Origin of the sequence: Haloterrigena sp. H1 (assembly GCF_005938085.1) — an archaeon.
Classification (GTDB): Archaea; Halobacteriota; Halobacteria; order Halobacteriales; family Natrialbaceae; genus Natrinema.
This window is the reverse complement of record NZ_SMZK01000001.1, coordinates 179,485-198,868: the sequence shown is the minus strand read 5'-3', so window position 1 is coordinate 198,868 and position 19,384 is coordinate 179,485. Positions and strand designations below refer to the sequence as shown.

Here is a 19,384-nt window from a genome sequence, read left to right as displayed (position 1 = left end):
CGTGTTCCGCCGGGCGTTCGACGCTATCTGAACGCCGCCGGTACCCGGGTCGCAGCCCTTAACAGTCGTCGCTGCCACATGCAACTAATGACTGACCGAGACGACGAGCGCGACCACCGCTTCTCCGAGGGAGAGGGATTCGGCGATCCCTACGAGGAGTTCGACCTGGACCCGCCGGAGCTGGGCGTCGACCCGGCAAAGGTCGATCCCGTCGACTCCCGCGTCGTCACCGACACGTTAGACGAGCATAACATCGATCGGGACGCCGTTGACGCCGCCGAGTTGCTCGACGTCGGCCTGAACTACATGCAGATCAACCGCTACGAACAGGCCACCGACGCCTTCGAGCGAACCGCCCGCTTCGCCGAGGACGACAAACTCGCACAGGAGGCCTGGGTGAACAAAGGCGTCGCCCACGGCGAACTCGAGGAATGGGACGAGGCGATCGGAGCCCACCGCGAGGCCCTGCGGATCGACGACTCGAGCGAACACGCCGCGACCGCCGAAACGAATCTCGCGTACGCGCTTTGGGAGTTCGGCGAGACCTCCGAAGCCTTAGAACACGCCGAACGCGCCGTCGAGATCGACGAGCGCTTCGCCGCTGGCTGGTTCAATCGCGCCTTCTTCCTTTCAGAGCGCGGGCTGGCCGAAGAGGCGCTCAACTGCATCGACAACGCGATCCGGCTCGGCCTGCGCAACGCCAAGGTGATCGAAGAAAAGGCCGAGATCCTCGAGGAACTCGGCGAATTCGACCAGGCCGAGGAACTCGCCGAGGAGGCAAACCAGATGCGCGAGCGGGCCGAACAGGAGATGATGGACGACCGCGAGGAGCTATACGGCCAGGGACCGGGCAGCGCTGGCGGTGGTGCCGGTCGCGGAGCCGGTGCTGGCGCTGGACGCGGCGGTCGCGGCGCAGGCCGTCAGCCTCCACAACGGGGAGACATCGATCTCGACGACCTCGGGCTGGGCGGGCTCGAAACAGGAGCCGACGCCGGCGACCGCGAGGACGACGACCGCGAGTGGGAACTCGAGTAACGAATGATCGTCAACGAACGCCAGACACAGGAGGGCCTGCTGGTCGCCGTCTGCGACGAGGACGTCCTCGGCGAAACGTTCGAGGAGGGTGAGCTCTCGTTGACCGTCACCGAGGAGTTCTACGGCGGCGACGCGGTCGAGGAAAGTACGGTCATCGAAAGCCTCGCGCAGGCAGACGTCGCCAACATCGTCGGCACCCGCGCCGTCGAACTCGCCGTCGAGGAGGGCTTTATCGACGAGGCAAACGTCCTCGAGGTCGACACGACACTGCACGCCCAGTTATTGCGGATGCAGTAATCGTCAGCGCCGCTCCATTCCTGCGGACGTATATCGTCGCTCGAGGGCGAGATCCGAATCGATGTTCAACCGGATACCCTCATACAGCACCGTGCCGACGTCCACGCCCGTCTGCTGACGTGCGTATGCAGGGCTGTTTGGCCTTCGAGGCACTCGTCATGGGTGAATGCCTGCCGCATTGAAGCCCGTTCAGTTCGGACGGTGGAAGACGTGGCCCCTTCTTACCTGTGCAAGCGCTGTGTATCGGGGTCGTGATACCTTGGATATATCTCCAAGAGTTTGTAGGCAGCCGTTGCGTCGAGTCGCCTATTCCCAAGCACCCGGAATTCCTCGGGCGGCTCGACACCCATCCGGACGAAACAATCCCGAATCTGGCATTTAAGATGATGGTCAAGGTACTCGCGGAACTCTGCGAGTGGACCGGGATCGATCGGTGGTAACTCGATCAGCGTGTCCGGTTCGCGCTCGAACGGATCTGTGTCTGGGTCGGCGGTGTGTTGCGCACCGCCATTGTCGAGATACGACGCATAGAGCGTGGACACGGCGTCAATATATGCACCGTCGGCGAGGTCGATCTCTTGTTCGTCAGCCCGGTCAACGAGATCGGTGGCGAATGACATCCAGTCAGCGACTGCACCAGCGGACAGTGCATTCAGCGGTTGCTCTTTCACTGATGTCGCCGACAGATCCAGTCCGTAAGCGGTTGCCATGTCCTCGGCAACGTCAGTCAGCTCCGTCTCGAGTGGATCGACGCCGAGATACACGTTCTGTCGGTAGAGGACACTATCAGAGCTTGATGCAAGCGGTGGGACGGGTATCGGTCGTTCAGTGTCGTAGTCGTAATAACTGCGCAGCTGGTTGTAGAGGTCACCAAACAATTCATTGAACCGGTCGTCACCGAGGCCCTGAATAGCGAGTCTGGTGGCGTTGATTCGCTCGGGATGATCCGTCGGTGGCATCGTATCGTACCCCCGCTCGACATAGACGTAATATCGGGCGAACTTCCGGGCTTGTTCGTTGTACTCGTTTTCTTCTGGAGTTCGGTCAGCCGCCTTGGTAGCGTACGCATCGCACTGATGGAATTTTATTTCTCCGTCGAACTCCATCTCAATCCTGTGTTTTTCTTCATTATTGTCTTTCACATGAAGGCCAACGCGGACATCGTCTTCGCCAGTGATCGTAGCTTCCATGCTAGCTGAGCCCCCGCGAGTCGCCGCCATAGTCAGATCCGTTAAGAGCTTTGTTAACCTTTTCTTCGATAAGCTGTTCAAGGAACACTCTCGCTTGGCGTCCTTTCCCGATGACGAAATCCGTTCCTTCGTCGTAGGCCTGGCCGGTAAGCGTCTTGGTAACGTCGCCAGCCATTCCTTTGGTCATTTCCTGCCCGACTGCGGCACCGCCGATAGTACCGAGGCCAGGCGAGACCATGGTCCCAGCAACGCCCCCAAGCAGGCCACCTACCGCGCCGACAGCGCCCTGTGAGAGTGCCTTGCCGACGCTGTTCATTACTGAATCGTCGCCAGTGACCTGCTCCTCGATCGAGGTTACACGTTCCTCGAGTCGTGACACCGTTTGTGCGAGTGTCATCTCGTCATTTCGCGACGCAGCCTCCTCACGGGCCGTCTGAAGTTGCTCAGCCCCGGGCATGCGCTGGATGTGCATCTCCGTCCTCATTCGATTGATCGTCACCGGCCCATCGGCCATCGACTGCTGTGCTGCGTCCTCGGCTTCCCGCTCGAGTCGCGGATCGGGATCGATCTCGAGGCCACTATCGTCCTGCGGCATCATGCTGATCGCGGCCCCGGTCTGCTGGCGAACGTGTGCGAGTTCGTGAGCGAGAAGATGCTGTCCGTCTGGCGACTCAGGGTCGTACTCGTCGTGGTTGAACGCGATGTGATTGCCGACGGTGAACGCCCGCGCGTTGATGTCTTCGCAAGCGGTCGCGGCGGTTGCACTGGTGTGAATTCGGACGTCACCGAAGGAATCGCCCATCCGGTTTTCCATCGCGCGCTGGATGCCGCCGTCCAGCGGCTGGCCCGGCGTGCTCAGTACGTCCCGAACCGACGTGGGCACACCCGCGTCCCCGGCTCGGTCGGTGTCGTACTGTGCCTCGCGGCTGCGCTGGACCGACGCCGCGTTCTGGCGCTCGATATCTTTCGGTACCGCCGCCGGTCGCTCGGCCTGACGTTCCCGGAACGCGTCCATATTCACCGGCTTTCCCATGAGTTCGACCGGCATCCCCTCGTCGACCCAGCGCTGGACCTCCGCGGGACCGCAGGCCTGCTCCAACCGCTGGATCTGGACTTCTTGCCCGGGCGCGTACAACTCGAGACCATACTGACTCTCGATATCCGCTCGAGTCGGCGTCGGCGACGTGCCAGTCGATCTCGCGTTCGACTGCGATTTCGCGTCCGACATCGGCGATCGGGACAGATAACTCGCGGAGTCGTCGGTCTGTTCCGCCCTCGACTCCGAGTTCGCTCGTGTACCCGTGTATCCCATTCCGTTTCCATTATGGTTTTTATTTTGTATTTCTATATAATTAACTACTACAGGATGGTAAAATATCAGTTGCTCGCGTTCAGAACAGTCGAGTGCCCGAGACTATCGAACCCAGACACCGACGAATCCGCCATGTCTCGATGCAGAGAGAACCACGAAGGAGTGTTCAGCAACGCCACGAGCAGGGGATAGACGCAACGACCAGTGGCGAAAGCCGGCAAGTCGGAACCAACGGCAGGGGATGGCTGTCAGAGATCCGTTCGCTGGAACCGGTAGTAGCCGATCACGACAGGGACGACCAGCCAGCACAGCATGACGACGACGCCGAACCAATCCTGCAAGTACAATGGCGCGTCGCCCGGATAGCGCTCGGCCGGCGTCATTCCGGCGGCTTCCATCTCCTGGAGGCCGTACTGGAATCGGAAGGGGTAGACCGAGTTCTCGAGGATAGAACTCGCCAAATTGGAATACGCGAAGAGTGGGTTGAATTGCTCGAGCACCAGATACCACGTCTCGGCCTCGACGGGGACGGACTCGTCGTAGATGAGATAGTAGGGCCCGGCGGTCAGCAGCTCCCAGAGGGCGACGAAGACCATGTAGAGCCCGACGACGAGGGCCATCGATTTGCCCCGCGTGGAGACGCTCGCGGAGACGCCGACGGCCAGCCCGACGAAGGTCATGCCAAAGAGCAGCGAGACGGCGGCGAAGCCGAGCCAGTCGACGATCGGGACCGAGCCGAAGAGGGCGGTCCCGAGGACCAGCGAGAGGAGGAAGGCCAGTCCGACGGCCAGTCCGACGACGCCCATGCGACCGAGGAGTTTGCCGACGACGACGTCGGTCCGGTTGGGGGGCAAGCCGAGCAGGAGCTTGATGCTCCCCGAGCGACGCTCGCCGACGACGGCCATGTAGCCGGCGATCAGCGCTGCGACCGGCAGGATCACCTGCAGTGGGACCCCGAGGAAGCTCAGCACCTCGGCCGCGGTGGTGTCGTCGACCGTCTGCCAGATCGCGACGTAGCCGACGGCGACGATCCCGACGAGCAGTCCGATCAACGACCAGAGGAGTTTCGATCGGCCGGCGTCGGCGAACTCCTTGCGGGCGACGGTCGGGATATGCGAGGTCATCGTGCCACCTCCGGTTTCGTCCCGGTCGCATCGGCTGCTCCAGCCTGTGTCGTCGGTCCATCCCCGTCGCCGTTAGTCAGCGCGGTAAACAGCGACTCGAGCGAGACCTCCTCGATCCGCAGATCGCGAACCGTCGCCCCATCGGCGGCGAGTGCAGTCACCAGCCGCGCCTTCGCGGCCGGGTCGGCGATCGTACACTCGAGGGTGTGGCCGGACGCAGTGGCCTCGGTGACTCCCTGTACTCCGTCGGCGACCGCGCGCACGTCGGCGGCGGGACCGGCGAGCGTGAGCGTCATCGTCGCGCCGCCGCCGAGGCGCTCGCGGAGGCCATCGATCGTGTCGACGGCGACGAGTTCGCCGTCAGTCAGGACGCCGACGCGGTCACAGACCGCCTCGACGTGCTCTAAAATGTGACTCGAGAAGAAGACGGTCGTTCCCCGTTCGGCTTCCGAGCGGACGAGGTCCTGCATCTCGCGGATACCGTTGGGATCGAGGCCGCTCGAGGGCTCGTCCATGATCAACAGGTCTGGGTCGCCGACTAGCGCAATGGCAGTCGCGAGGCGCTGGCGCATTCCTTTCGAGTAGTCGCCGGCCGGCCGCGCGGCGTCGTCGGCCGAGAGCCCGACACGCTCGAGAATCTCGGCTGGATCGTCGGCGGCATCTTTCGTCTCGACCGCGAACTCGACGTGCCGGCGGCCCGAGAGCCGCGGGTAGATGTCAAACCCTTCAGGGAGAACGCCGACACGAGGACTGATCGCGTCGGCTTCGGCCTGGGCATCGTATCCCAAGACCGTGGCCGAGCCGGCCGTCGGCCGCGTAAAGTCCAGTAGCATGTCGATCGTCGTCGACTTCCCGGCGCCGTTCGGGCCCAGAAAGCCGAAGACTTCGCCCTCGTCGACAGTGAGGTCGAGGTCGTCGACGGCGGTGAGCTCGCCATACTCCTTCGTCAAACCGGAGGTCTCTATCGCGGGCATTCCGATCGGTGCTACACTGGACGGGCACATAGGCCGGCAGTCACAGTTTCCGACCGTGAAACTGTGGACGTTTTTATATCTTCCTGGCATACGACCAACAGGATGACTGACGATGAGGACCAGGAGGTGCTCGCGTTGCTCGACGACGAGTACGCTCGCCGGATCCTCATCGCAGCCAGCGAGGAACCGATGTCCGTCGATCGACTCACCGATCGCTGTGACGCCTCCCCGCCGACGATCTACCGCCGGATCGATCGGCTCGAAGCCGAGGGGTTCCTCGAGACCTACCAGGAGCTCGATCCCGATGGACACCACTACAAGACCTATAGCACGCGACTCGAGCGCGTGGCGATCGAGATCGCCGAGGGCTCGATGGAGGTCGACGTGTACCGCCGCGAGGAGGAGCCCGCAGACCGATTCACCCGGCTTTTCGAGGACCTGTGATCACGATGTCAAGGCCTCTCCTCCAAACTGTCACGGGCGGCGACGCCTCGATCGCGATCGCCGTCTTCGTCGGACAGGCCATCGCGTTCGTGATCGCCTGTTGGATCGCGAAACGCGCCTACGACGGCTATCGGGAGGCGCGCCGCCCGCCGTTGCTCTGGCTCGCACTCGGAATCGCGCTCCTGGCTGCCGTGCCGACGGCCGTCCGGTTCCTGCTGCCGACGCTGGTCGGTGCGTCCTCGCTGACGACGACCGTCCTCGCAACCGCGAGCGAGATCGCGGGACTCACTGCGATCCTCTACACCGTCTACGGCCGCCCGTGACGCGACCGGATCGATCACCGCTGGGCCGATTCCCAGCGCTCGCGCTCGAGCAGGCGCAATCGGGGTGGGATCGATGACCGTCGCAGCCACCGGCTCACTCACCGATGGAGTCGTCGTCGCACTCCTCGAGACGACGGTGCTCGGCCTCGACGAGTCGACGACGATCTTCTTCGTCGGGATGGCGAGTGCCGTCCTCGGGACCGTCGTCTCGTGGACGGCCTATCGGGGCTACGCCCGCAACGATAGCCGACCCATGCTGTTCCTGTCGATCGGCGTCGCCTTCCTCACGGTGGTCCCGTTCGTGCTCTCGCATACGATCGCTCGAGTGACCGACGCGACCGACGCGACCGTGTTACTCGTCGTCACCGCCTGTCATCTGCTCGGTCTCGTCGCGATCGTTCGCTCGTTCAGGAGGTCAGACTAACAGCCATGTCCATGCCATCACACCGTTCGGTCGGAACCGCTTTTGACCGCGCTCGAGCCGCGATCCAGCGGTTCGTCGGCGTTGCAACGCGGAGACAGACGTACAGGAACATCGCATACCTCCTCCTTTCGTTTCCGCTGGGGATCGGATACTTTACCGTTCTCGTGACCGGCTTTGCGATCCCGTTCGGACTCCTGTTTGCCGTCGTCGATATCAGCCGGACGGAGCCGGGCGCGCTCCTGATCGCCGGGATTCCGATCGCGCTCGTCATGGTCTGTCTCGGGATTCCCGTCGCGTTCTGTACCCTGTTCGCCTCGATCGAGTTGAGCGCGCTCGAGCGGCGACTTGCCGATCGGCTGCTGGGAACCGACGTTCCGACGGCCGACTCGGCCGACAGCGTCCGCAAGCGAGCAAAACGGGTCGTCGTCGACCGCGGGACGTGGAAAGGCGTCGCCTACCTGTTCAGCAAGTTCGTGATCGGAACGGCCTCGTTCATCGTCCTCGTCCTCGGTGTGACGTTCACGTACACGCTGGTCGCCGCACCGCTTCACTACCGGAATCGGACGGTCGGCATCCACATCGGCGACCCGATCGAGTTCGTCCCCGAACTCACCTACCAACACGACGGCTGGATCATCGACGTTGCCCCGGTCACGCTCTCGATCGCCGACGGAGAGCTGATCTCGCTGTACGTCGACTCGTTGCCGACGGCGCTTGCCGTCTCGACACTCGGCGTGCTCGTCGGACTCGTCGTCTTGCACCTGTTCAACGCCGCCGCGTGGCTCCTCGCGCAGTATACGGACCTCTTGCTCCGAAACACGCAGCCGTCGATCTTCAGCGAGCCGCCGGAGCTGTAGGACGTCAGCGTGCTGCTATCCGAATGATCGCGGCGGTAGCCGGCAGTCACGCGATGGCGGACCGGCGACCCAAATTTCTTTGGAGATACTGGTTTCCCCAAGAGACACCAAGACGATATTGCGGCAAGGGCGCCCGCCAGCGTCCCCCCCACTTCCCTTGCCGTCCGCTTCCCGACCCCCCCATCCCACTCCCCCTTCCCCCTCGTTCCGTATCGGTACTCGATCGGCTCGGTCAGCACCACTGTGACCACAAGCGACGGGCCGGTCCGACGCGATCCGGACACGGCAGCTCTCGTCGGACCGAAGGAGTGTTTTGTGTGCGGTCCCTCCTAGTCACCAATGAGTCAGCAGAACCTCGAGTCACTCGACGTCGAGGCGATTCGCGAGGCGTTCCCCATTCTCGAGCGGGAGTTCGACGGCGAGCAGGTCGTCTACCTCGACAACGCGGCGACGACCCAGACGCCCGATCCGGTCGTCGACGCGATGAGCAACTACTACCGCGAGTACAACGCCAACGTCCACCGCGGCATCCACCATCTGAGCCAGGAGGCCTCGATCGCCTACGAGGAGGCCCACGATCGCGTCGCCGACTTCATCGGCGCGGACGGCCGCGAGGAGATCGTCTTCACGAAGAACACGACCGAAGCCGAGAACCTCATCGCGTACGCGTGGGGGCTGAACGAACTCGGCCCCGACGACGAGATCGTCCTCACCGAGATGGAACACCACGCCTCGCTGGTCACCTGGCAACAGATCGGCAAGCGAACCGGCGCTGACGTCGAGTACATCCGGGTGACGGAGGACGGCCGTCTCGATATGGACCACGCCCGCGAGGTCATCACCGACGACACCGCGATGCTCTCGGCGGTCCACGTCTCGAACACGCTCGGGACCGTCAATCCCGTCTCCGAACTGGCCGACATCGCCCACGAGCACGACGCGCTGGCGTTCATTGACGGCGCACAGGCCGTCCCAAACCGCCCCGTCGACGTCGACGCCATCGACGCCGACTTCTACGCCTTCTCCGGGCACAAGATGGCCGGCCCGACCGGGATCGGCGCGCTCTACGGCAAGCAGGAACTGCTTGAGGAGATGGAGCCCTACCTCTATGGCGGCGGCATGATCCGCAAGGTCACCTTCGAGGACTCGAGTTGGGACGACCTCCCCTGGAAGTTCGAGCCCGGGACGCCACAGATCGCCGAGGCCGTCGGCCTCGTCGCCGCGATCGACTGGCTCGAGGAGCTCGGCATGGAACGGATCCAGGCCCACGAAGAAGAGCTCACCCGGTACGCCTACGAGCAACTCGCAGCCGAACCCGACGTAGAGATCTACGGCCCCGGGCCAGGCCCCGAGCGCGCTGGGCTCGTCGGCTTCAACGTCGACAGCGTCCACGCCCACGATCTGGCCTCGATCATGAACGACCACGCGGTCGCGATCCGCGCCGGCGACCACTGTACCCAGCCGCTGCACGACAAACTGGGCGTCGCCGCGTCGGCTCGCGCCTCCTTCTACGTCTACAACACGAAAGACGAGGTCGACAAGCTGGTTGCGGCTATCGACGACGCACGTCAGCTCTTTAGCTGACGCGCAAGGGACGTCTTGCCGAGCATGCGAGGCAAGGCTCGAAGCGGCGAAGCCGCTTCGTAGACGCACGTCAGTTGTTCGCGTGAGCGAACACCGACTATGAAGAACAACAGGACCGAATCGTCGGCGGTGATCGCTCCACGGCGTTCGCCAGACGAGAGTGTTCAGCAGGCGTGACCGGGCCGTTTTACCGACGCACACGCTATCTGGTGGAAATGGCCACGGACGGTATGCAGCCGAGTGACCCGATCCATATTCTGTTAGTCGAGCCGAATCCAGGCGACAGCCGTCTCTTCGAGGAGAAGTTCAGAGACGCAAAACTGCTCAACACCATTCACACCGTCTCCGACGGGGAGTCCGCGCTCGAGTACGTCCACCAGCGCGGCGAGTACGCGACCGAACCGTGCCCGGATATCATCTTGCTCGAGCCACAGCTCCCCGGCAAACGCGGAATGGATGTCCTCTCGGAGTTGAAAAACGAGTCGCCGCTCGAGGAGATCCCGGTCGTCGTGCTCACGAGTTCGGATGCAGGCGAGGAGATCATCCGGTCTCACGGACTCGAGGCGGACACCTACATGCAGAAACCGATCGGGCCCGAGAAGTTCGTCGAGTTCGTCCGATCCATCGAGGAGTTCTGGTTCGCGATCGTTCAAAAGCGATCACAGTGATCCCGTACCCTCGCCGCCGCCCGCGTGGCGGTCGGAGACCTCCGTGAGCAGTTCGGCAGCAAGGCCGCCGAATCGGTCCGATACGGACTCCTGTCAGTGGGTGCCGGTGGGATCGCCACTGCTCTGCGGGTGCACCGGGACATCGGGACAGCAGCCCGTATGAATCCATCACAGACCGACGTGACTGCCGATTTCGGCCCCGGAACGCTTTTACAACTCACTGGCCTACTCGTTTTCAACGATGGGACTGGGCTCTGATATGTACCGACAGCAGATCCTCGACCACTACAAGAACCCCCGCAACTACGGGGAACTCGAGGATCCCACGTTCACCCACATCGGCGAGAACCCGATGTGTGGCGACGAGATTCGCATGGACATCAAACTCGACGACGACGAGGAGACCATCGAGCGAGTTGCATTCCAGGGCGACGGCTGTGCGATCAGCCAGGCCTCCGCCAGCATGCTCTCGAGCGAACTCGCCGGGAAAACGATCGACGAACTACAGGAGATGGATCGCGACGACGTGATCGACATGCTCGGCGTAGACATCTCGCCGATGCGAGTCAAGTGTGCAGTCTTAGCCGAGAAGGTCGCCCAAGACGGTGCGGAGATCTATCAGGGCGACCTCGACGTCGACAAAACCACGACCGAAGACGATTAAGACCACGCGTTTTGCGTTCCGCTGTCCGTTCATCCGTGTTCCACCTCGGTAGCAGCGGCAGCGGCCTCGAGCGGGTTCCCGAGAGACACAGCCCATCTCGGGACGGTGGCAGCCGTCGCTCGGGGATCGGATCGTGAGAGAGAAGGCCGCCGCTGGTTCTATTCAGGGGAGAGACTGACGTTGGTCCGCTTACTCCGGCTTCAGCCCCTCGTCCTGGACGCGCATGACGGCCTCGCCGTCGGCGAGGTTCGGCGCGTCGACCAGTCGGACGATCCGCTTGTCGCCTTTGGACTTGCGCAGATAGATCCGGAACGTCGACTTGTGGCCCAGAATGTTGCCACCGATTGGCTGGGTCGGGTCGCCGAAGAACGAGTCGGGGTTGGAGGCGACCTGATTGGTGACGATGACGGCGCAGTTGTAGAGGTTGCCGACCTTATCGAGGTCGTGGAGGTGCTTGTTGAGCTTCTGCTGGCGGTCGGCGAGTTCGCCACGACCGACGTACTCCGCACGGAAGTGGGCGGTCAGCGAGTCGACACAGAGCAGACGGACGGGATACTCAGACTCCTCGTGTTCGCCCGCGAGTTCCTTTGCCTTCTCGGCCAGCAGCATCTGGTGGTTGGAGTTGAACGCCTTCGCGACGTGGATCTTCTCGAGGACGTCCTCGACGAGTGCGTCGACCGCGTCCTCGTCGTCGGCCGAGCCCTCGATCTCGCGGTCCTCGAGCGTCGCGTTGATGGCCTCGTCGGACAGGCCCCGTACCATGTCGTCGATCCGCTCGGGGCGGAACGTGTCCTCGGAGTCTACGAAGATCGCACAGCCGTGGAGGCCCCCGACCTCCTTTGGAAGCTGGACGTTGACGGCCATCTGGTGGGTCACCTGGGACTTGCCGGCACCGAACTCGCCGTAGACCTCGGTGATCGACTGGGTTTCGATCCCGCCGCCCAGCAGGTCGTCGACCTCGTCGATGTGCCAGCTGAGTTTGCCGATCTCGTTGCGGCGCTCGAGGACCGTCGAGCCGGTCTCGAAGCCACCGATGTCGGCGGCGTCGCGGGCAGCGCGGACGATGTCGGATGCGGTGGACTCGCCGACGTCGGCCGTATTCGAGAGTTCAGAAGGAGAGGCGACGGCGAGGCTCTGGAAGGAATCGAAGCCTGCGTCGTGGAGTTTGTCTGCGGTCGCCGGTCCGACGCCTGGGAGCGTCTCGAGATCTGCTTCGGGCATACTCCTCCGTTGTGCCGGACCCCCCATAAACCCTCGTTAACAGGAGGGTGAAAGTGAAAGTGCAGGAAGGCGTCGGGGTGATCCGAAACTGATGCACTAGCGTTATCAGGGAAGACGCATCTCGGTAGCAGGAATCGAAGCGGGCGTCTCAGCGCACTGGCTCGTCGGCGTCCCACTCGAGACAGGTGAGCCGCTCGTCGTCACTGCCGACGAAGAGGTGGCCAGGGGCGACCGCGGGCGTCCCGCTGACGGCATCAGCAAGGGTGACGTGCCAGATCGGTTCGGCATCGTCGACGGCGATCCCGTATAGCGACCCGGTCGCGTCGCCGACACAGCAGACGTCGCCGACGACGACGGGCGACGAACGAACCGGGCCGTCGAGTTCGACGCCTTTGCGTGAGAACAGCCAGCCACGCAGTTTGCGCCGGCCGACGGTCGTGTCGGTGACGTGGCAGTAGCCGTCGGTCGCGCCGACGAACGTCGTCTCGGCGGCCGCGAGCACCGTCGGCGACGTGGTGAACCCGCCCCGTATCTCGTAGGTGAACCACGACTGGCCAGTGGCGGCGTCCAGTGCGAGCATCGTCCCCGCGTCGTCGGCGACGTAGACCCGATCCGCGGCGACGGTTGGCCCGGTCGCGACCGCGCCACCAGTTGGCGCAGTCCAGACCGCCTCGCCCGTCTCGGCCTCGAGTGCGACCACCGTCCCGTCCGCGGTGCCGGCGAACACCCGCTCGTCGATCCACCGCTGGTCCGGCTCCGACAGCCGGTCGTCCTCGAGCGAAGCCGTCTCGTCCGGCTCCGAGAGCGGTGTTTGCGTCGATCCGCGTCGATCCACGTCCCGCCCGTCGGCGACAGCTGGGGTGCCAGCGACTGCTGACTCGGTCTCGTGCGTCCACAGTTCCGTTCCCGTCTCGGCTTCGAGCGCGGTCAACCCGTCGGCATGGCCGGCACACAGTCGACCGTTCGAGAGCACGAGGTCGGACTCGAGGGCGCCCGATAACTCGGCCTCCCACACCGCTTCGCCGGTGGCGGGATCGAGCGCGGAGATCGTTCCATCGCCGGTCCCCACATAGAGCCGGTCGCGAGTGATGACCGGCGTCGCGTCGGTCGCCGTTGTCGTCTCGACGACCCACCGCCGGCGGCCCGTCGCGATCTCGAGCGCGTAGCAGTTCCCACGAGCCGTGCCGACGTAGACGGTGTCGCGATCGCAGACCGGCGAGCCCGGTGGGCCAGCGAGGTCGGCCGTCCACGCTTCGGTCACGCGGGCAGGGCCCTCGAGGTCGCGCCGGAGTCCGGAGTGCTGCGGATCACCCTTGTACTGGTTCCACTCAGTCACTGCATGTGGCTACCGACCCTACCGATATAATGGATGGGAAGCACGCACTGCTTACATTCTCGGCACGAGCCACACGGCCAAGATTTAACCACGGTTGCAGTGGTAGACAGTCGACAGCGCTTCGATGTGTTTCCTGACGACCGGCGAGCGATCCACGCGAGCACCGTCGGACGGGAGCGGTCCCGGCGGTAGCCGCTGGCTGTCACCGACAGCACCCCGTCAGTCGATTTCTGACGGGTCGACACGTACTGCGTCGGTGAGCGAGCCATGAGATTCCTCGAGGTGTTGCCGATGGTGTTCGTGATGATCGCGGGCCCGCAGATCCTCAGTACCATCTTCCTCGCGACGAGCGACCGCTGGCGGCAAAACTCGGCCGCGTTCGTCGGTGGTGCAGCCATCTCGATCTCACTCATCGTCACGATTGCGTATGAGTTAAGCGCGGGTGTGACCGAACAGGGTGAATCGAATACAACGCTCAGCGCGATCGTCCTCGTCGCGCTCGTGCTCGCGGCGGTTCACACCTACCTCACGAGAGAGACGTCGGAACCGCCGCGATGGATGGGGAAACTCGAGACCGCAACACCTCGATTTTCGTTCAGACTCGGCTTTCTCCTCATGGGGTTTTTCCCGACCGACATCCTCACATCGGTCGCCGTCGGCTCCTATCTGGCGGCCCGCGGTGCGTCGTTGCTCGAGGCTATCCCGTTTATCCTGTGTACGCTTCTGGTGCTTGCACTCCCATCGCTGACGCTTGTCGCCTTCAGTGAGCGCGCCGAGACCTTCCTTCCGGAGGCGCGCAACTGGATGGACGCGAACTCGTGGGTCATCAACGAACTCGTGATCCTCTTTTTTATCGTGATGACGCTCAACAATCTTCTGGGCTGAGTGTCCACGCAGTTGTACGTGGGCAGCCATGCATCGCTGCTGGGTGATTCGTATCGCCGCCTGCCCGGAAACGACCTTCGTCTCCGTACCGACAGAAAACCTGTCTAAGGGGCTGTACTCTCCGGAAGCGCTGAAAAGAGCTTTATCAGCTCTGGAAGCCTGCTACACGATTGACCATGGAATTAAATTGGAAAGCTATCGTAATCGGATTCATCGCCACCATCGCCCTCGGCATTATTGGCGGACTCATAGTCGCGGGGACGGAAACCGTGGCTCTGACGACGTCGTGGGGGCTGATCGGCATCGGCGGCGGGCTCGTCGCCGGATACATCGCCGGCGGGACAGTGAGCACTGGCGCGATCCACGGCGGGATCGCAACCGTCCTCGGGTCGCTTCTCACGCTGGCGATCGTGACGTTCACCACGCTGCTCTTTGCGGGGGTCGTCCCGACGTTCGGCGTGCTCGTCGGCGGCTTGCTCCTGCTCGCGTTCTACGCCGTTCCTGGGGCCCTCGGCGGCGCGGTCGGCTCGTGGGCACACGGACGCCGGGCCGCCCGAAGAATCGCCGGTGCACGGGCGTAAGCGAAGCTGCCGTCCCCGAGCAAAAGTGGAGACGTGCTGCCGGACGTTCCTCGAGCCGCTGGCTCACTACATGGAGAAACGGCGCGACAGGAAAGGTAAGCAGGAGCAACTGGTGTATGGCGCAGTTGTGATGATGTGGCTTCCTGCCGCGTACTTCACCGTAGCCGCCCCGCTGCAATACCGGTGTTCCCAACACGATTTGGGAGTCCGTCAGCTGGAACGCGAAAACCGGGCGACGGGGCGGCACCGGTCACCGACCTCACTCCCAGGGATGGGTCCCCCCCTCGCTGGGCCAGAGCGGATACCAGTACTCCTTCTCGCGTTCGATCTCGAGTTCACCGTCTAACGCCGACTCGAGGGTAAACTCCGTACTCGAATCGCGTTCCCGACCGGCTCGCGGGACGAACGGATAGAAGCGGCCACGTCGGAAGGAGTAGATCCAGTAGGCAGGCCCGTCCCGGTTTCTGTACGCGAACACGGCGGCGAGCAGCCGCGAGCCGTAGCCGTGCTCGATGAACGTGTCCGCGGCGAAGTGCATACTCGTGATCAGATCCTCCGGATCGTCGTCCGCGAGGACGACCCAGTGGTAGCCGTGATCGTCCGATGTGACCGAAAAGTCGGTGCCGGTCTCCTCCTGACCGGCCTCGAGGATCGCCTCGACCTCGTCGACGGCGTCCCGGAAATCGCTCGAGTCGACGCCCGAAAAGCACAGCGCCCCGACGTCCAGTGACTCGTAGCCCAGATCGGCCTCCATCGTGAGGTAGGCGGTACTCATCCCGAAGAGGTCGTCGGGGTCGGCGTCACGTCCGGCGTCGGTCTCGGCGCGCGACCCGAGGATGGCGCGGAGTCCGTCCAGCAGTCCCATAGGTTCTGTGAGCGGTGCGATCCCTTAGAAGGACTGCATTTCGCGCTCGAGGTCGCGGAGCTGTTCGACGCGTCGTTCGGTCGACGGATGCGTGCTGAAGAGCCGGCCGATGACGCCGGACTTGATCGGGATGATGAAGAAGGCGTTCATCTCGGCTTCCTCGCGCATGTCGTCTTTGGGGACCTTGTCCATCTGGCCCGAGATCTTCAGCAGTGCGGAGGCCAGCGCCGACGGATTGCCTGTGATCGCGGCTGCGCCGCGGTCGGCGGCGAACTCGCGGTACCGCGAGAGCGCTCGAATGAGCAGGTAACTGATGATCCAGACGACCAGCGAGACGAGGATCGCGACGACGATGCCACCACCGCCACCCTCGCGGCCGCGCCCGTGCCCGCCGCCGAAGAAGGCCCCCCAGCGCACCATCATAAAGGCGATCGTCGAGAGGAAGGAGGCGATCGTCATCACCATCATGTCGCGGTTCTTGACGTGGGCGAGTTCGTGGGCCAACACGCCGTCGAGTTCCTCGGGCTCGAGCGTGTTCATGAGCCCGGTCGTCACGCAGACGGCGGCGTTTTTCTGGTTGCGGCCGGTCGCGAAGGCGTTTGGCACCTTGGAGTCGACGACCGCCACTTTGGGTTTCGGGAGGTCGGCCTGCTGAGAGAGTCGTTCGATCGAGCCGTGCAGTTGTGGATACTCGTCGCGCGAGACGGTCTTCGCACCCATACTCCGCAGCGTCAGCGTGTCACTGAAGTAGTACTGGACGAGCGAGAACCCGCCGAACAGCAGCGCAAAGACGAGCAGTCCGCCGCCGACGTAGGCGGTGATCACGCCTGCGAAGACGATGTACAGCGCAAACAGCAGGAACATCGTCACGAACATCCGAAAGCGCAGTCCCCAGTCCGCCTGCCAGTTCATATCCTCAGGTACGGGACGCGACGGAATAAGTATCACCACCGCCGCGAGATGTCACCGTTCCCGCATCGGCGACCGAACCCCTTCGTTTCGGATGGAGACCGTGTGACTGAGTCACGTCTGACGCACTCGAATCGAGCGGCCGTCCGACGAGCGTCTGCCGCGTTTACCGACCCGATGCCACGTCTCGAGCATGCGAGCTCCGCGAGCGAACGCAGCGCAACCGGGCAGAACGCGTCCCTTAACTCCCCGAGATTCCAAACACGGCCAATGAGTGAGTCGCGTGCGTTCTGTCCCCGGTGTGGGGATTCGGTGCCCGAACGGTCGGCAAGCGACGCGAACGACCCGTTGCGGCCCGGTGCAGAAGTCGAACTCTGTGATTCGTGTTACTTCGAGGACTTCGACTTCGTCGACGCGCCGGACCGAATCGACGTTCGCGTCTGTGCCCAGTGTGGGGCGGTCTACCGCGGGAATCGCTGGGTCGACGTCGGTGCCGAAGACTACACCGACATCGCCATCGAGGAGGTCAGTCAGGCGCTTGCCGTCCACGTCGACGTCGAGGACGTCGCCTGGCAGATCGATCCCGAACAGGTCGACCAGAACACGATCCGGATGCACTGTTACTTCACGGGCGTCGTTCGCGGGACGCCGGTCGACGAGCAGGTGACGGTCCCGGTCAAGATCGCCCGCCAGACCTGTACGCGGTGTGGGCGGATCGCCGGCGACTACTACGCCAGCATCGTCCAGATCCGCGCGGAGGACCGCACCCCGACGAGCGACGAAATGGATCGGGCGAAAGAGATCGCGAATCAGACCGTCGCGGACATGGAGGCCACAGGCGATCGCAACGCCTTCGTCACCGAGGTTGGCGAGACCGACGACGGACTGAACATCAAGGTCTCGACCAACAAGATCGGCAAGAAGATCTCGAACAAGATGATCGAGGAGTTCGGCGGCACCGTCAACGACGCCGAAACCCTCGTCACGGAAGACGAAGACGGCAACGAGGTCTATCGCGTCACCTTCGCCGTTCGCCTGCCACCCTATACCCCCGGCGACATCATCGACCTCGCCGACGACGACGGCGGCCCCGTCCTCGTCCGTAGCGCCCATGGGAACCTCAAGGGAATTCGCGTCACGACCGGCGAACGCTACGAAGCGAGCTACGAAGAAGGCAACTCGCCGGAAGCACGCAAACTCGGCGAACTCGAGGACGCGACCGAAGCCACGGTCGTCACCATCGAAGACGACAACGCCGTGCAGGTTCTCGACCCCGAAACGTTTCAGGCGACGACCGTCGCCCGACCGGACTACTTCGATCCCGAGGCCGAGACCGTGCCCGTACTGAAGAGCCGCGCCGGACTGCACATCCTGCCCGACGAGCGCGATGACTGAGAACGCGGACGACGGGGCCGCACGCGAGACGGATCCCAACCTCGAGCCGGCAGCCGACACCGTCCTCGAGCGAGCGAACGCTGACGCGCCGCTGGCAGCGATCGTCGACAAACCGCGGACGGAGGCGGCCATCGAGTCGCTGCGCGCCGAGGGCGTCTACGACGAGTCGCGACGCGTCTGCGAGGACGGCCCCGACAGGAACGCCCTCCCAATTACGGCACCGCCGGCAAAAACGCAGGTCCGCGAGGTCGTCCGGCAACTCGAGCCCGAGCCCCGAAGCCCGGATCTCGCGGACCTGCTGGCCGAGCGGGGCTGGAGCGACGAGGACCTCGAGTCGACGCCGGGTTCGTGGGCGGTGATCGGCTCGGTGATCCTCGTGACCCTCCCCGAGGACTGTCCCGACGAGACGGCGGTTGGCGAAGCCCTGCTCGAGCTCCACGGCGAGGCCGACAGCGTACTGGCCGACGAGGGGATCGCAAACGACGGCACAGCGGGCACCTATCGCGAGCCCCGCACGCGGCTGCTCGCCGGAAGCAGCGACACGGAGACGATTCATACCGAACACGGAACGCGGTACGGCCTCGATCCCACGAAAGTCATGTTCTCGCCGGGTAATCAGGCCGAGCGCGCTCGGATGGGCGAGCTCGTCGGCGACGACGAACACGTCTTCGATATGTTCGCCGGGATCGGCTACTTCACGCTGCCGATAGCGCGGGCCGGCGCGCAAGTCACTGCGACCGAACTCAACCCGACGGCGTTTCGCTATCTGCTCGAGAACGCCATGCTCAACGACGTCAGCGATCGAGTCGACGCCTACATGACCGACTGTCGGGACCTCGCCGGCGACCTCGAGGCCGATCGCGTCGTCATGGGCTACTACGGCAGTTCCGATGGCACTACCGACGGAGACGGCGACGGAACGCGAACCGACGAAGCACGCGACTTTCTTTCTGACGCTCTCACAGCGCTTTCTCCCGGCGGCGTCGTCCACTACCACGAAGCGACGCCCGAATCGCGGCTGTGGGACCGCCCGCTCACACGGCTCGAGACGGCTGCCGATGCAGCCGGGCGCGACCTCGAGATCGTCGGGAAACGGCGTGTGAAAAGCCACAGCGCGGGCGTCGCACACATCGTCGTCGACGCGCGCTTCGAGTGAGACGCCGACTGCCCGGCTGCCGGCGCGACTCCGTCACGCACCGTGTCGTGGGTTTGATACTCGCGGAGGAACTGCCGTTGTACATGGACAAAAATCAGGTTATCGCCCTCGCCTTCGCGCTCCTCATGGTGTCCTCGATG

Annotated in this window: 21 protein-coding genes; 13 read left to right on the top strand and 8 right to left on the bottom strand. The window is 63.8% G+C overall.

The genetic code is table 11. The features are described 5' to 3' along the window. The first annotated feature begins 87 nt into the window (after positions 1–87). Positions 88–1,035 carry a tetratricopeptide repeat protein gene (locus tag E2L06_RS00985; RefSeq protein WP_138777758.1) on the top strand — a complete coding sequence of 316 codons (948 nt, stop codon included), beginning with the start codon at positions 88–90 and terminating at the stop codon, positions 1,033–1,035. A gap of 3 nt (positions 1,036–1,038) precedes the next feature. Beyond that, positions 1,039–1,332: a DUF424 domain-containing protein gene (locus E2L06_RS00980; protein ID WP_138777756.1), complete on the top strand. Its 294-nt coding sequence runs from the start codon at positions 1,039–1,041 to the stop codon at positions 1,330–1,332. A 221-nt stretch (positions 1,333–1,553) separates the two neighbouring features. Here E2L06_RS00980 and E2L06_RS00975 read toward each other — a convergent pair whose 3' ends face one another. The 4 genes from E2L06_RS00975 to E2L06_RS00960 all read right to left on the bottom strand — a co-directional run bounded on the left by E2L06_RS00975 (position 1,554) and on the right by E2L06_RS00960 (position 5,932). Beyond that, positions 1,554–2,522 (bottom strand): hypothetical protein, encoded by a 969-nt coding sequence (locus E2L06_RS00975; protein ID WP_171052391.1) that lies wholly within the window; start codon positions 2,520–2,522, stop codon positions 1,554–1,556. 1 nt (position 2,523) lies between these two features. Further along, the gene (locus tag E2L06_RS00970; protein WP_249361349.1) at positions 2,524–3,750 is read right to left on the bottom strand and encodes a DUF4157 domain-containing protein; all 1,227 of its coding nucleotides are present in this window, start codon (positions 3,748–3,750) and stop codon (positions 2,524–2,526) included. 332 nt (positions 3,751–4,082) lie between these two features. Then, positions 4,083–4,958, bottom strand: a complete 876-nt coding sequence (locus tag E2L06_RS00965) for an ABC transporter permease subunit (RefSeq protein ID WP_138777754.1) — start codon at positions 4,956–4,958, stop codon at positions 4,083–4,085. Continuing rightward, positions 4,955–5,932: an ABC transporter ATP-binding protein gene (locus E2L06_RS00960; RefSeq protein ID WP_138777752.1), complete on the bottom strand. Its 978-nt coding sequence runs from the start codon at positions 5,930–5,932 to the stop codon at positions 4,955–4,957. The genes E2L06_RS00965 and E2L06_RS00960 overlap by 4 nt, the downstream gene beginning before the upstream one ends. A 102-nt stretch (positions 5,933–6,034) precedes the next feature. Between E2L06_RS00960 and E2L06_RS00955 the strand changes: the two genes are divergently transcribed. The 7 genes from E2L06_RS00955 (at position 6,035) to sufU (ending at position 10,896) form a co-directional block, all read left to right on the top strand. Beyond that, entirely contained in the window at positions 6,035–6,376 is a 342-nt protein-coding gene (locus tag E2L06_RS00955) for a winged helix-turn-helix domain-containing protein (protein ID WP_138777750.1), read from the top strand. Between the two features lie 5 nt (positions 6,377–6,381). Beyond that, entirely contained in the window at positions 6,382–6,699 is a 318-nt protein-coding gene (locus E2L06_RS00950) for a hypothetical protein (RefSeq protein WP_138777748.1), read from the top strand. A 73-nt stretch (positions 6,700–6,772) separates the two neighbouring features. Next, the gene (locus E2L06_RS00945; protein WP_138777746.1) at positions 6,773–7,123 is read left to right on the top strand and encodes a hypothetical protein; all 351 of its coding nucleotides are present in this window, start codon (positions 6,773–6,775) and stop codon (positions 7,121–7,123) included. Positions 7,124–7,128: 5 nt separating this feature from the next. Continuing rightward, positions 7,129–7,980: a sensor domain-containing protein gene (locus E2L06_RS00940; RefSeq protein WP_138777744.1), complete on the top strand. Its 852-nt coding sequence runs from the start codon at positions 7,129–7,131 to the stop codon at positions 7,978–7,980. A gap of 339 nt (positions 7,981–8,319) precedes the next feature. Further along, a complete protein-coding gene (locus E2L06_RS00935) occupies positions 8,320–9,564 on the top strand; it encodes an aminotransferase class V-fold PLP-dependent enzyme (protein ID WP_138777742.1) in 1,245 nt (414 codons plus the stop codon). 215 nt (positions 9,565–9,779) lie between these two features. Continuing rightward, positions 9,780–10,232 carry a response regulator gene (locus E2L06_RS00930; RefSeq protein ID WP_138777740.1) on the top strand — a complete coding sequence of 151 codons (453 nt, stop codon included), beginning with the start codon at positions 9,780–9,782 and terminating at the stop codon, positions 10,230–10,232. Positions 10,233–10,473: 241 nt separating this feature from the next. After that, entirely contained in the window at positions 10,474–10,896 is a 423-nt protein-coding gene (gene sufU, locus E2L06_RS00925; protein WP_138777738.1) for a Fe-S cluster assembly sulfur transfer protein SufU, read from the top strand. A 189-nt stretch (positions 10,897–11,085) separates the two neighbouring features. On the opposite strand, the gene radA is transcribed toward sufU, so the two are convergent. Both radA and E2L06_RS00915 read right to left on the bottom strand, forming a co-directional pair. Beyond that, the gene (gene radA, locus E2L06_RS00920) at positions 11,086–12,117 is read right to left on the bottom strand and encodes a DNA repair and recombination protein RadA (protein ID WP_138777736.1); all 1,032 of its coding nucleotides are present in this window, start codon (positions 12,115–12,117) and stop codon (positions 11,086–11,088) included. A 148-nt stretch (positions 12,118–12,265) separates the two neighbouring features. After that, positions 12,266–13,453, bottom strand: coding sequence for a PQQ-binding-like beta-propeller repeat protein (locus tag E2L06_RS00915; RefSeq protein WP_138777734.1), 1,188 nt, complete (start codon positions 13,451–13,453; stop codon positions 12,266–12,268). Positions 13,454–13,720: 267 nt separating this feature from the next. Here E2L06_RS00915 and E2L06_RS00910 point away from each other — a divergent pair, with 267 nt between their 5' ends. Both E2L06_RS00910 and E2L06_RS00905 read left to right on the top strand, forming a co-directional pair. Beyond that, complete coding sequence (locus tag E2L06_RS00910) at positions 13,721–14,338, top strand: GAP family protein (RefSeq protein WP_138777732.1); 618 nt, start codon at positions 13,721–13,723, stop codon at positions 14,336–14,338. Positions 14,339–14,514: 176 nt separating this feature from the next. Next, positions 14,515–14,919: a DUF5518 domain-containing protein gene (locus E2L06_RS00905; protein WP_138777730.1), complete on the top strand. Its 405-nt coding sequence runs from the start codon at positions 14,515–14,517 to the stop codon at positions 14,917–14,919. Between the two features lie 259 nt (positions 14,920–15,178). Here the strand turns inward: E2L06_RS00905 and E2L06_RS00900 are convergent, their stop codons facing one another. Both E2L06_RS00900 and htpX read right to left on the bottom strand, forming a co-directional pair. Beyond that, a complete protein-coding gene (locus E2L06_RS00900; protein WP_138777728.1) occupies positions 15,179–15,784 on the bottom strand; it encodes a hypothetical protein in 606 nt (201 codons plus the stop codon). Positions 15,785–15,808: 24 nt separating this feature from the next. Continuing rightward, positions 15,809–16,696 carry a zinc metalloprotease HtpX gene (htpX, locus tag E2L06_RS00895; protein ID WP_138777726.1) on the bottom strand — a complete coding sequence of 296 codons (888 nt, stop codon included), beginning with the start codon at positions 16,694–16,696 and terminating at the stop codon, positions 15,809–15,811. 267 nt (positions 16,697–16,963) lie between these two features. Here htpX and E2L06_RS00890 point away from each other — a divergent pair, with 267 nt between their 5' ends. Together E2L06_RS00890 and E2L06_RS00885 are read left to right on the top strand one after the other, a co-directional pair. After that, complete coding sequence (locus tag E2L06_RS00890) at positions 16,964–18,088, top strand: 60S ribosomal export protein NMD3 (RefSeq protein WP_138777724.1); 1,125 nt, start codon at positions 16,964–16,966, stop codon at positions 18,086–18,088. Then, complete coding sequence (locus tag E2L06_RS00885; protein WP_138777722.1) at positions 18,081–19,244, top strand: class I SAM-dependent methyltransferase family protein; 1,164 nt, start codon at positions 18,081–18,083, stop codon at positions 19,242–19,244. Before E2L06_RS00890 ends, E2L06_RS00885 begins: the two co-directional genes overlap by 8 nt. The last annotated feature ends 140 nt before the right edge of the window (positions 19,245–19,384 follow it).

What these genes read in the sequence shown, in the direction of transcription:
- E2L06_RS00950 (WP_138777748.1), top strand. Translation starts at nt 6,382, where the DNA reads ATGTCAAGGCCTCTCCTCCAAACTGTCACGGGCGGCGACGCCTCGATC.
- sufU (WP_138777738.1), top strand. Translation starts at nt 10,474, where the DNA reads ATGGGACTGGGCTCTGATATGTACCGACAGCAGATCCTCGACCACTAC.
- E2L06_RS00985 (WP_138777758.1), top strand. Translation starts at nt 88, where the DNA reads ATGACTGACCGAGACGACGAGCGCGACCACCGCTTCTCCGAGGGAGAG.
- E2L06_RS00975 (WP_171052391.1), bottom strand. Translation starts at nt 2,522, where the DNA reads ATGGAAGCTACGATCACTGGCGAAGACGATGTCCGCGTTGGCCTTCAT.
- E2L06_RS00945 (WP_138777746.1), top strand. Translation starts at nt 6,773, where the DNA reads ATGACCGTCGCAGCCACCGGCTCACTCACCGATGGAGTCGTCGTCGCA.
- E2L06_RS00935 (WP_138777742.1), top strand. Translation starts at nt 8,320, where the DNA reads ATGAGTCAGCAGAACCTCGAGTCACTCGACGTCGAGGCGATTCGCGAG.
- E2L06_RS00970 (WP_249361349.1), bottom strand. Translation starts at nt 3,750, where the DNA reads ATGTCGGACGCGAAATCGCAGTCGAACGCGAGATCGACTGGCACGTCG.
- E2L06_RS00955 (WP_138777750.1), top strand. Translation starts at nt 6,035, where the DNA reads ATGACTGACGATGAGGACCAGGAGGTGCTCGCGTTGCTCGACGACGAG.
- E2L06_RS00980 (WP_138777756.1), top strand. Translation starts at nt 1,039, where the DNA reads ATGATCGTCAACGAACGCCAGACACAGGAGGGCCTGCTGGTCGCCGTC.
- htpX (WP_138777726.1), bottom strand. Translation starts at nt 16,696, where the DNA reads ATGAACTGGCAGGCGGACTGGGGACTGCGCTTTCGGATGTTCGTGACG.
- E2L06_RS00885 (WP_138777722.1), top strand. Translation starts at nt 18,081, where the DNA reads ATGACTGAGAACGCGGACGACGGGGCCGCACGCGAGACGGATCCCAAC.
- E2L06_RS00965 (WP_138777754.1), bottom strand. Translation starts at nt 4,958, where the DNA reads ATGACCTCGCATATCCCGACCGTCGCCCGCAAGGAGTTCGCCGACGCC.
- E2L06_RS00890 (WP_138777724.1), top strand. Translation starts at nt 16,964, where the DNA reads ATGAGTGAGTCGCGTGCGTTCTGTCCCCGGTGTGGGGATTCGGTGCCC.
- E2L06_RS00960 (WP_138777752.1), bottom strand. Translation starts at nt 5,932, where the DNA reads ATGCCCGCGATAGAGACCTCCGGTTTGACGAAGGAGTATGGCGAGCTC.
- E2L06_RS00905 (WP_138777730.1), top strand. Translation starts at nt 14,515, where the DNA reads ATGGAATTAAATTGGAAAGCTATCGTAATCGGATTCATCGCCACCATC.
- E2L06_RS00910 (WP_138777732.1), top strand. Translation starts at nt 13,721, where the DNA reads ATGAGATTCCTCGAGGTGTTGCCGATGGTGTTCGTGATGATCGCGGGC.
- E2L06_RS00900 (WP_138777728.1), bottom strand. Translation starts at nt 15,784, where the DNA reads ATGGGACTGCTGGACGGACTCCGCGCCATCCTCGGGTCGCGCGCCGAG.
- E2L06_RS00930 (WP_138777740.1), top strand. Translation starts at nt 9,780, where the DNA reads ATGGCCACGGACGGTATGCAGCCGAGTGACCCGATCCATATTCTGTTA.
- radA (WP_138777736.1), bottom strand. Translation starts at nt 12,117, where the DNA reads ATGCCCGAAGCAGATCTCGAGACGCTCCCAGGCGTCGGACCGGCGACC.
- E2L06_RS00940 (WP_138777744.1), top strand. Translation starts at nt 7,129, where the DNA reads ATGTCCATGCCATCACACCGTTCGGTCGGAACCGCTTTTGACCGCGCT.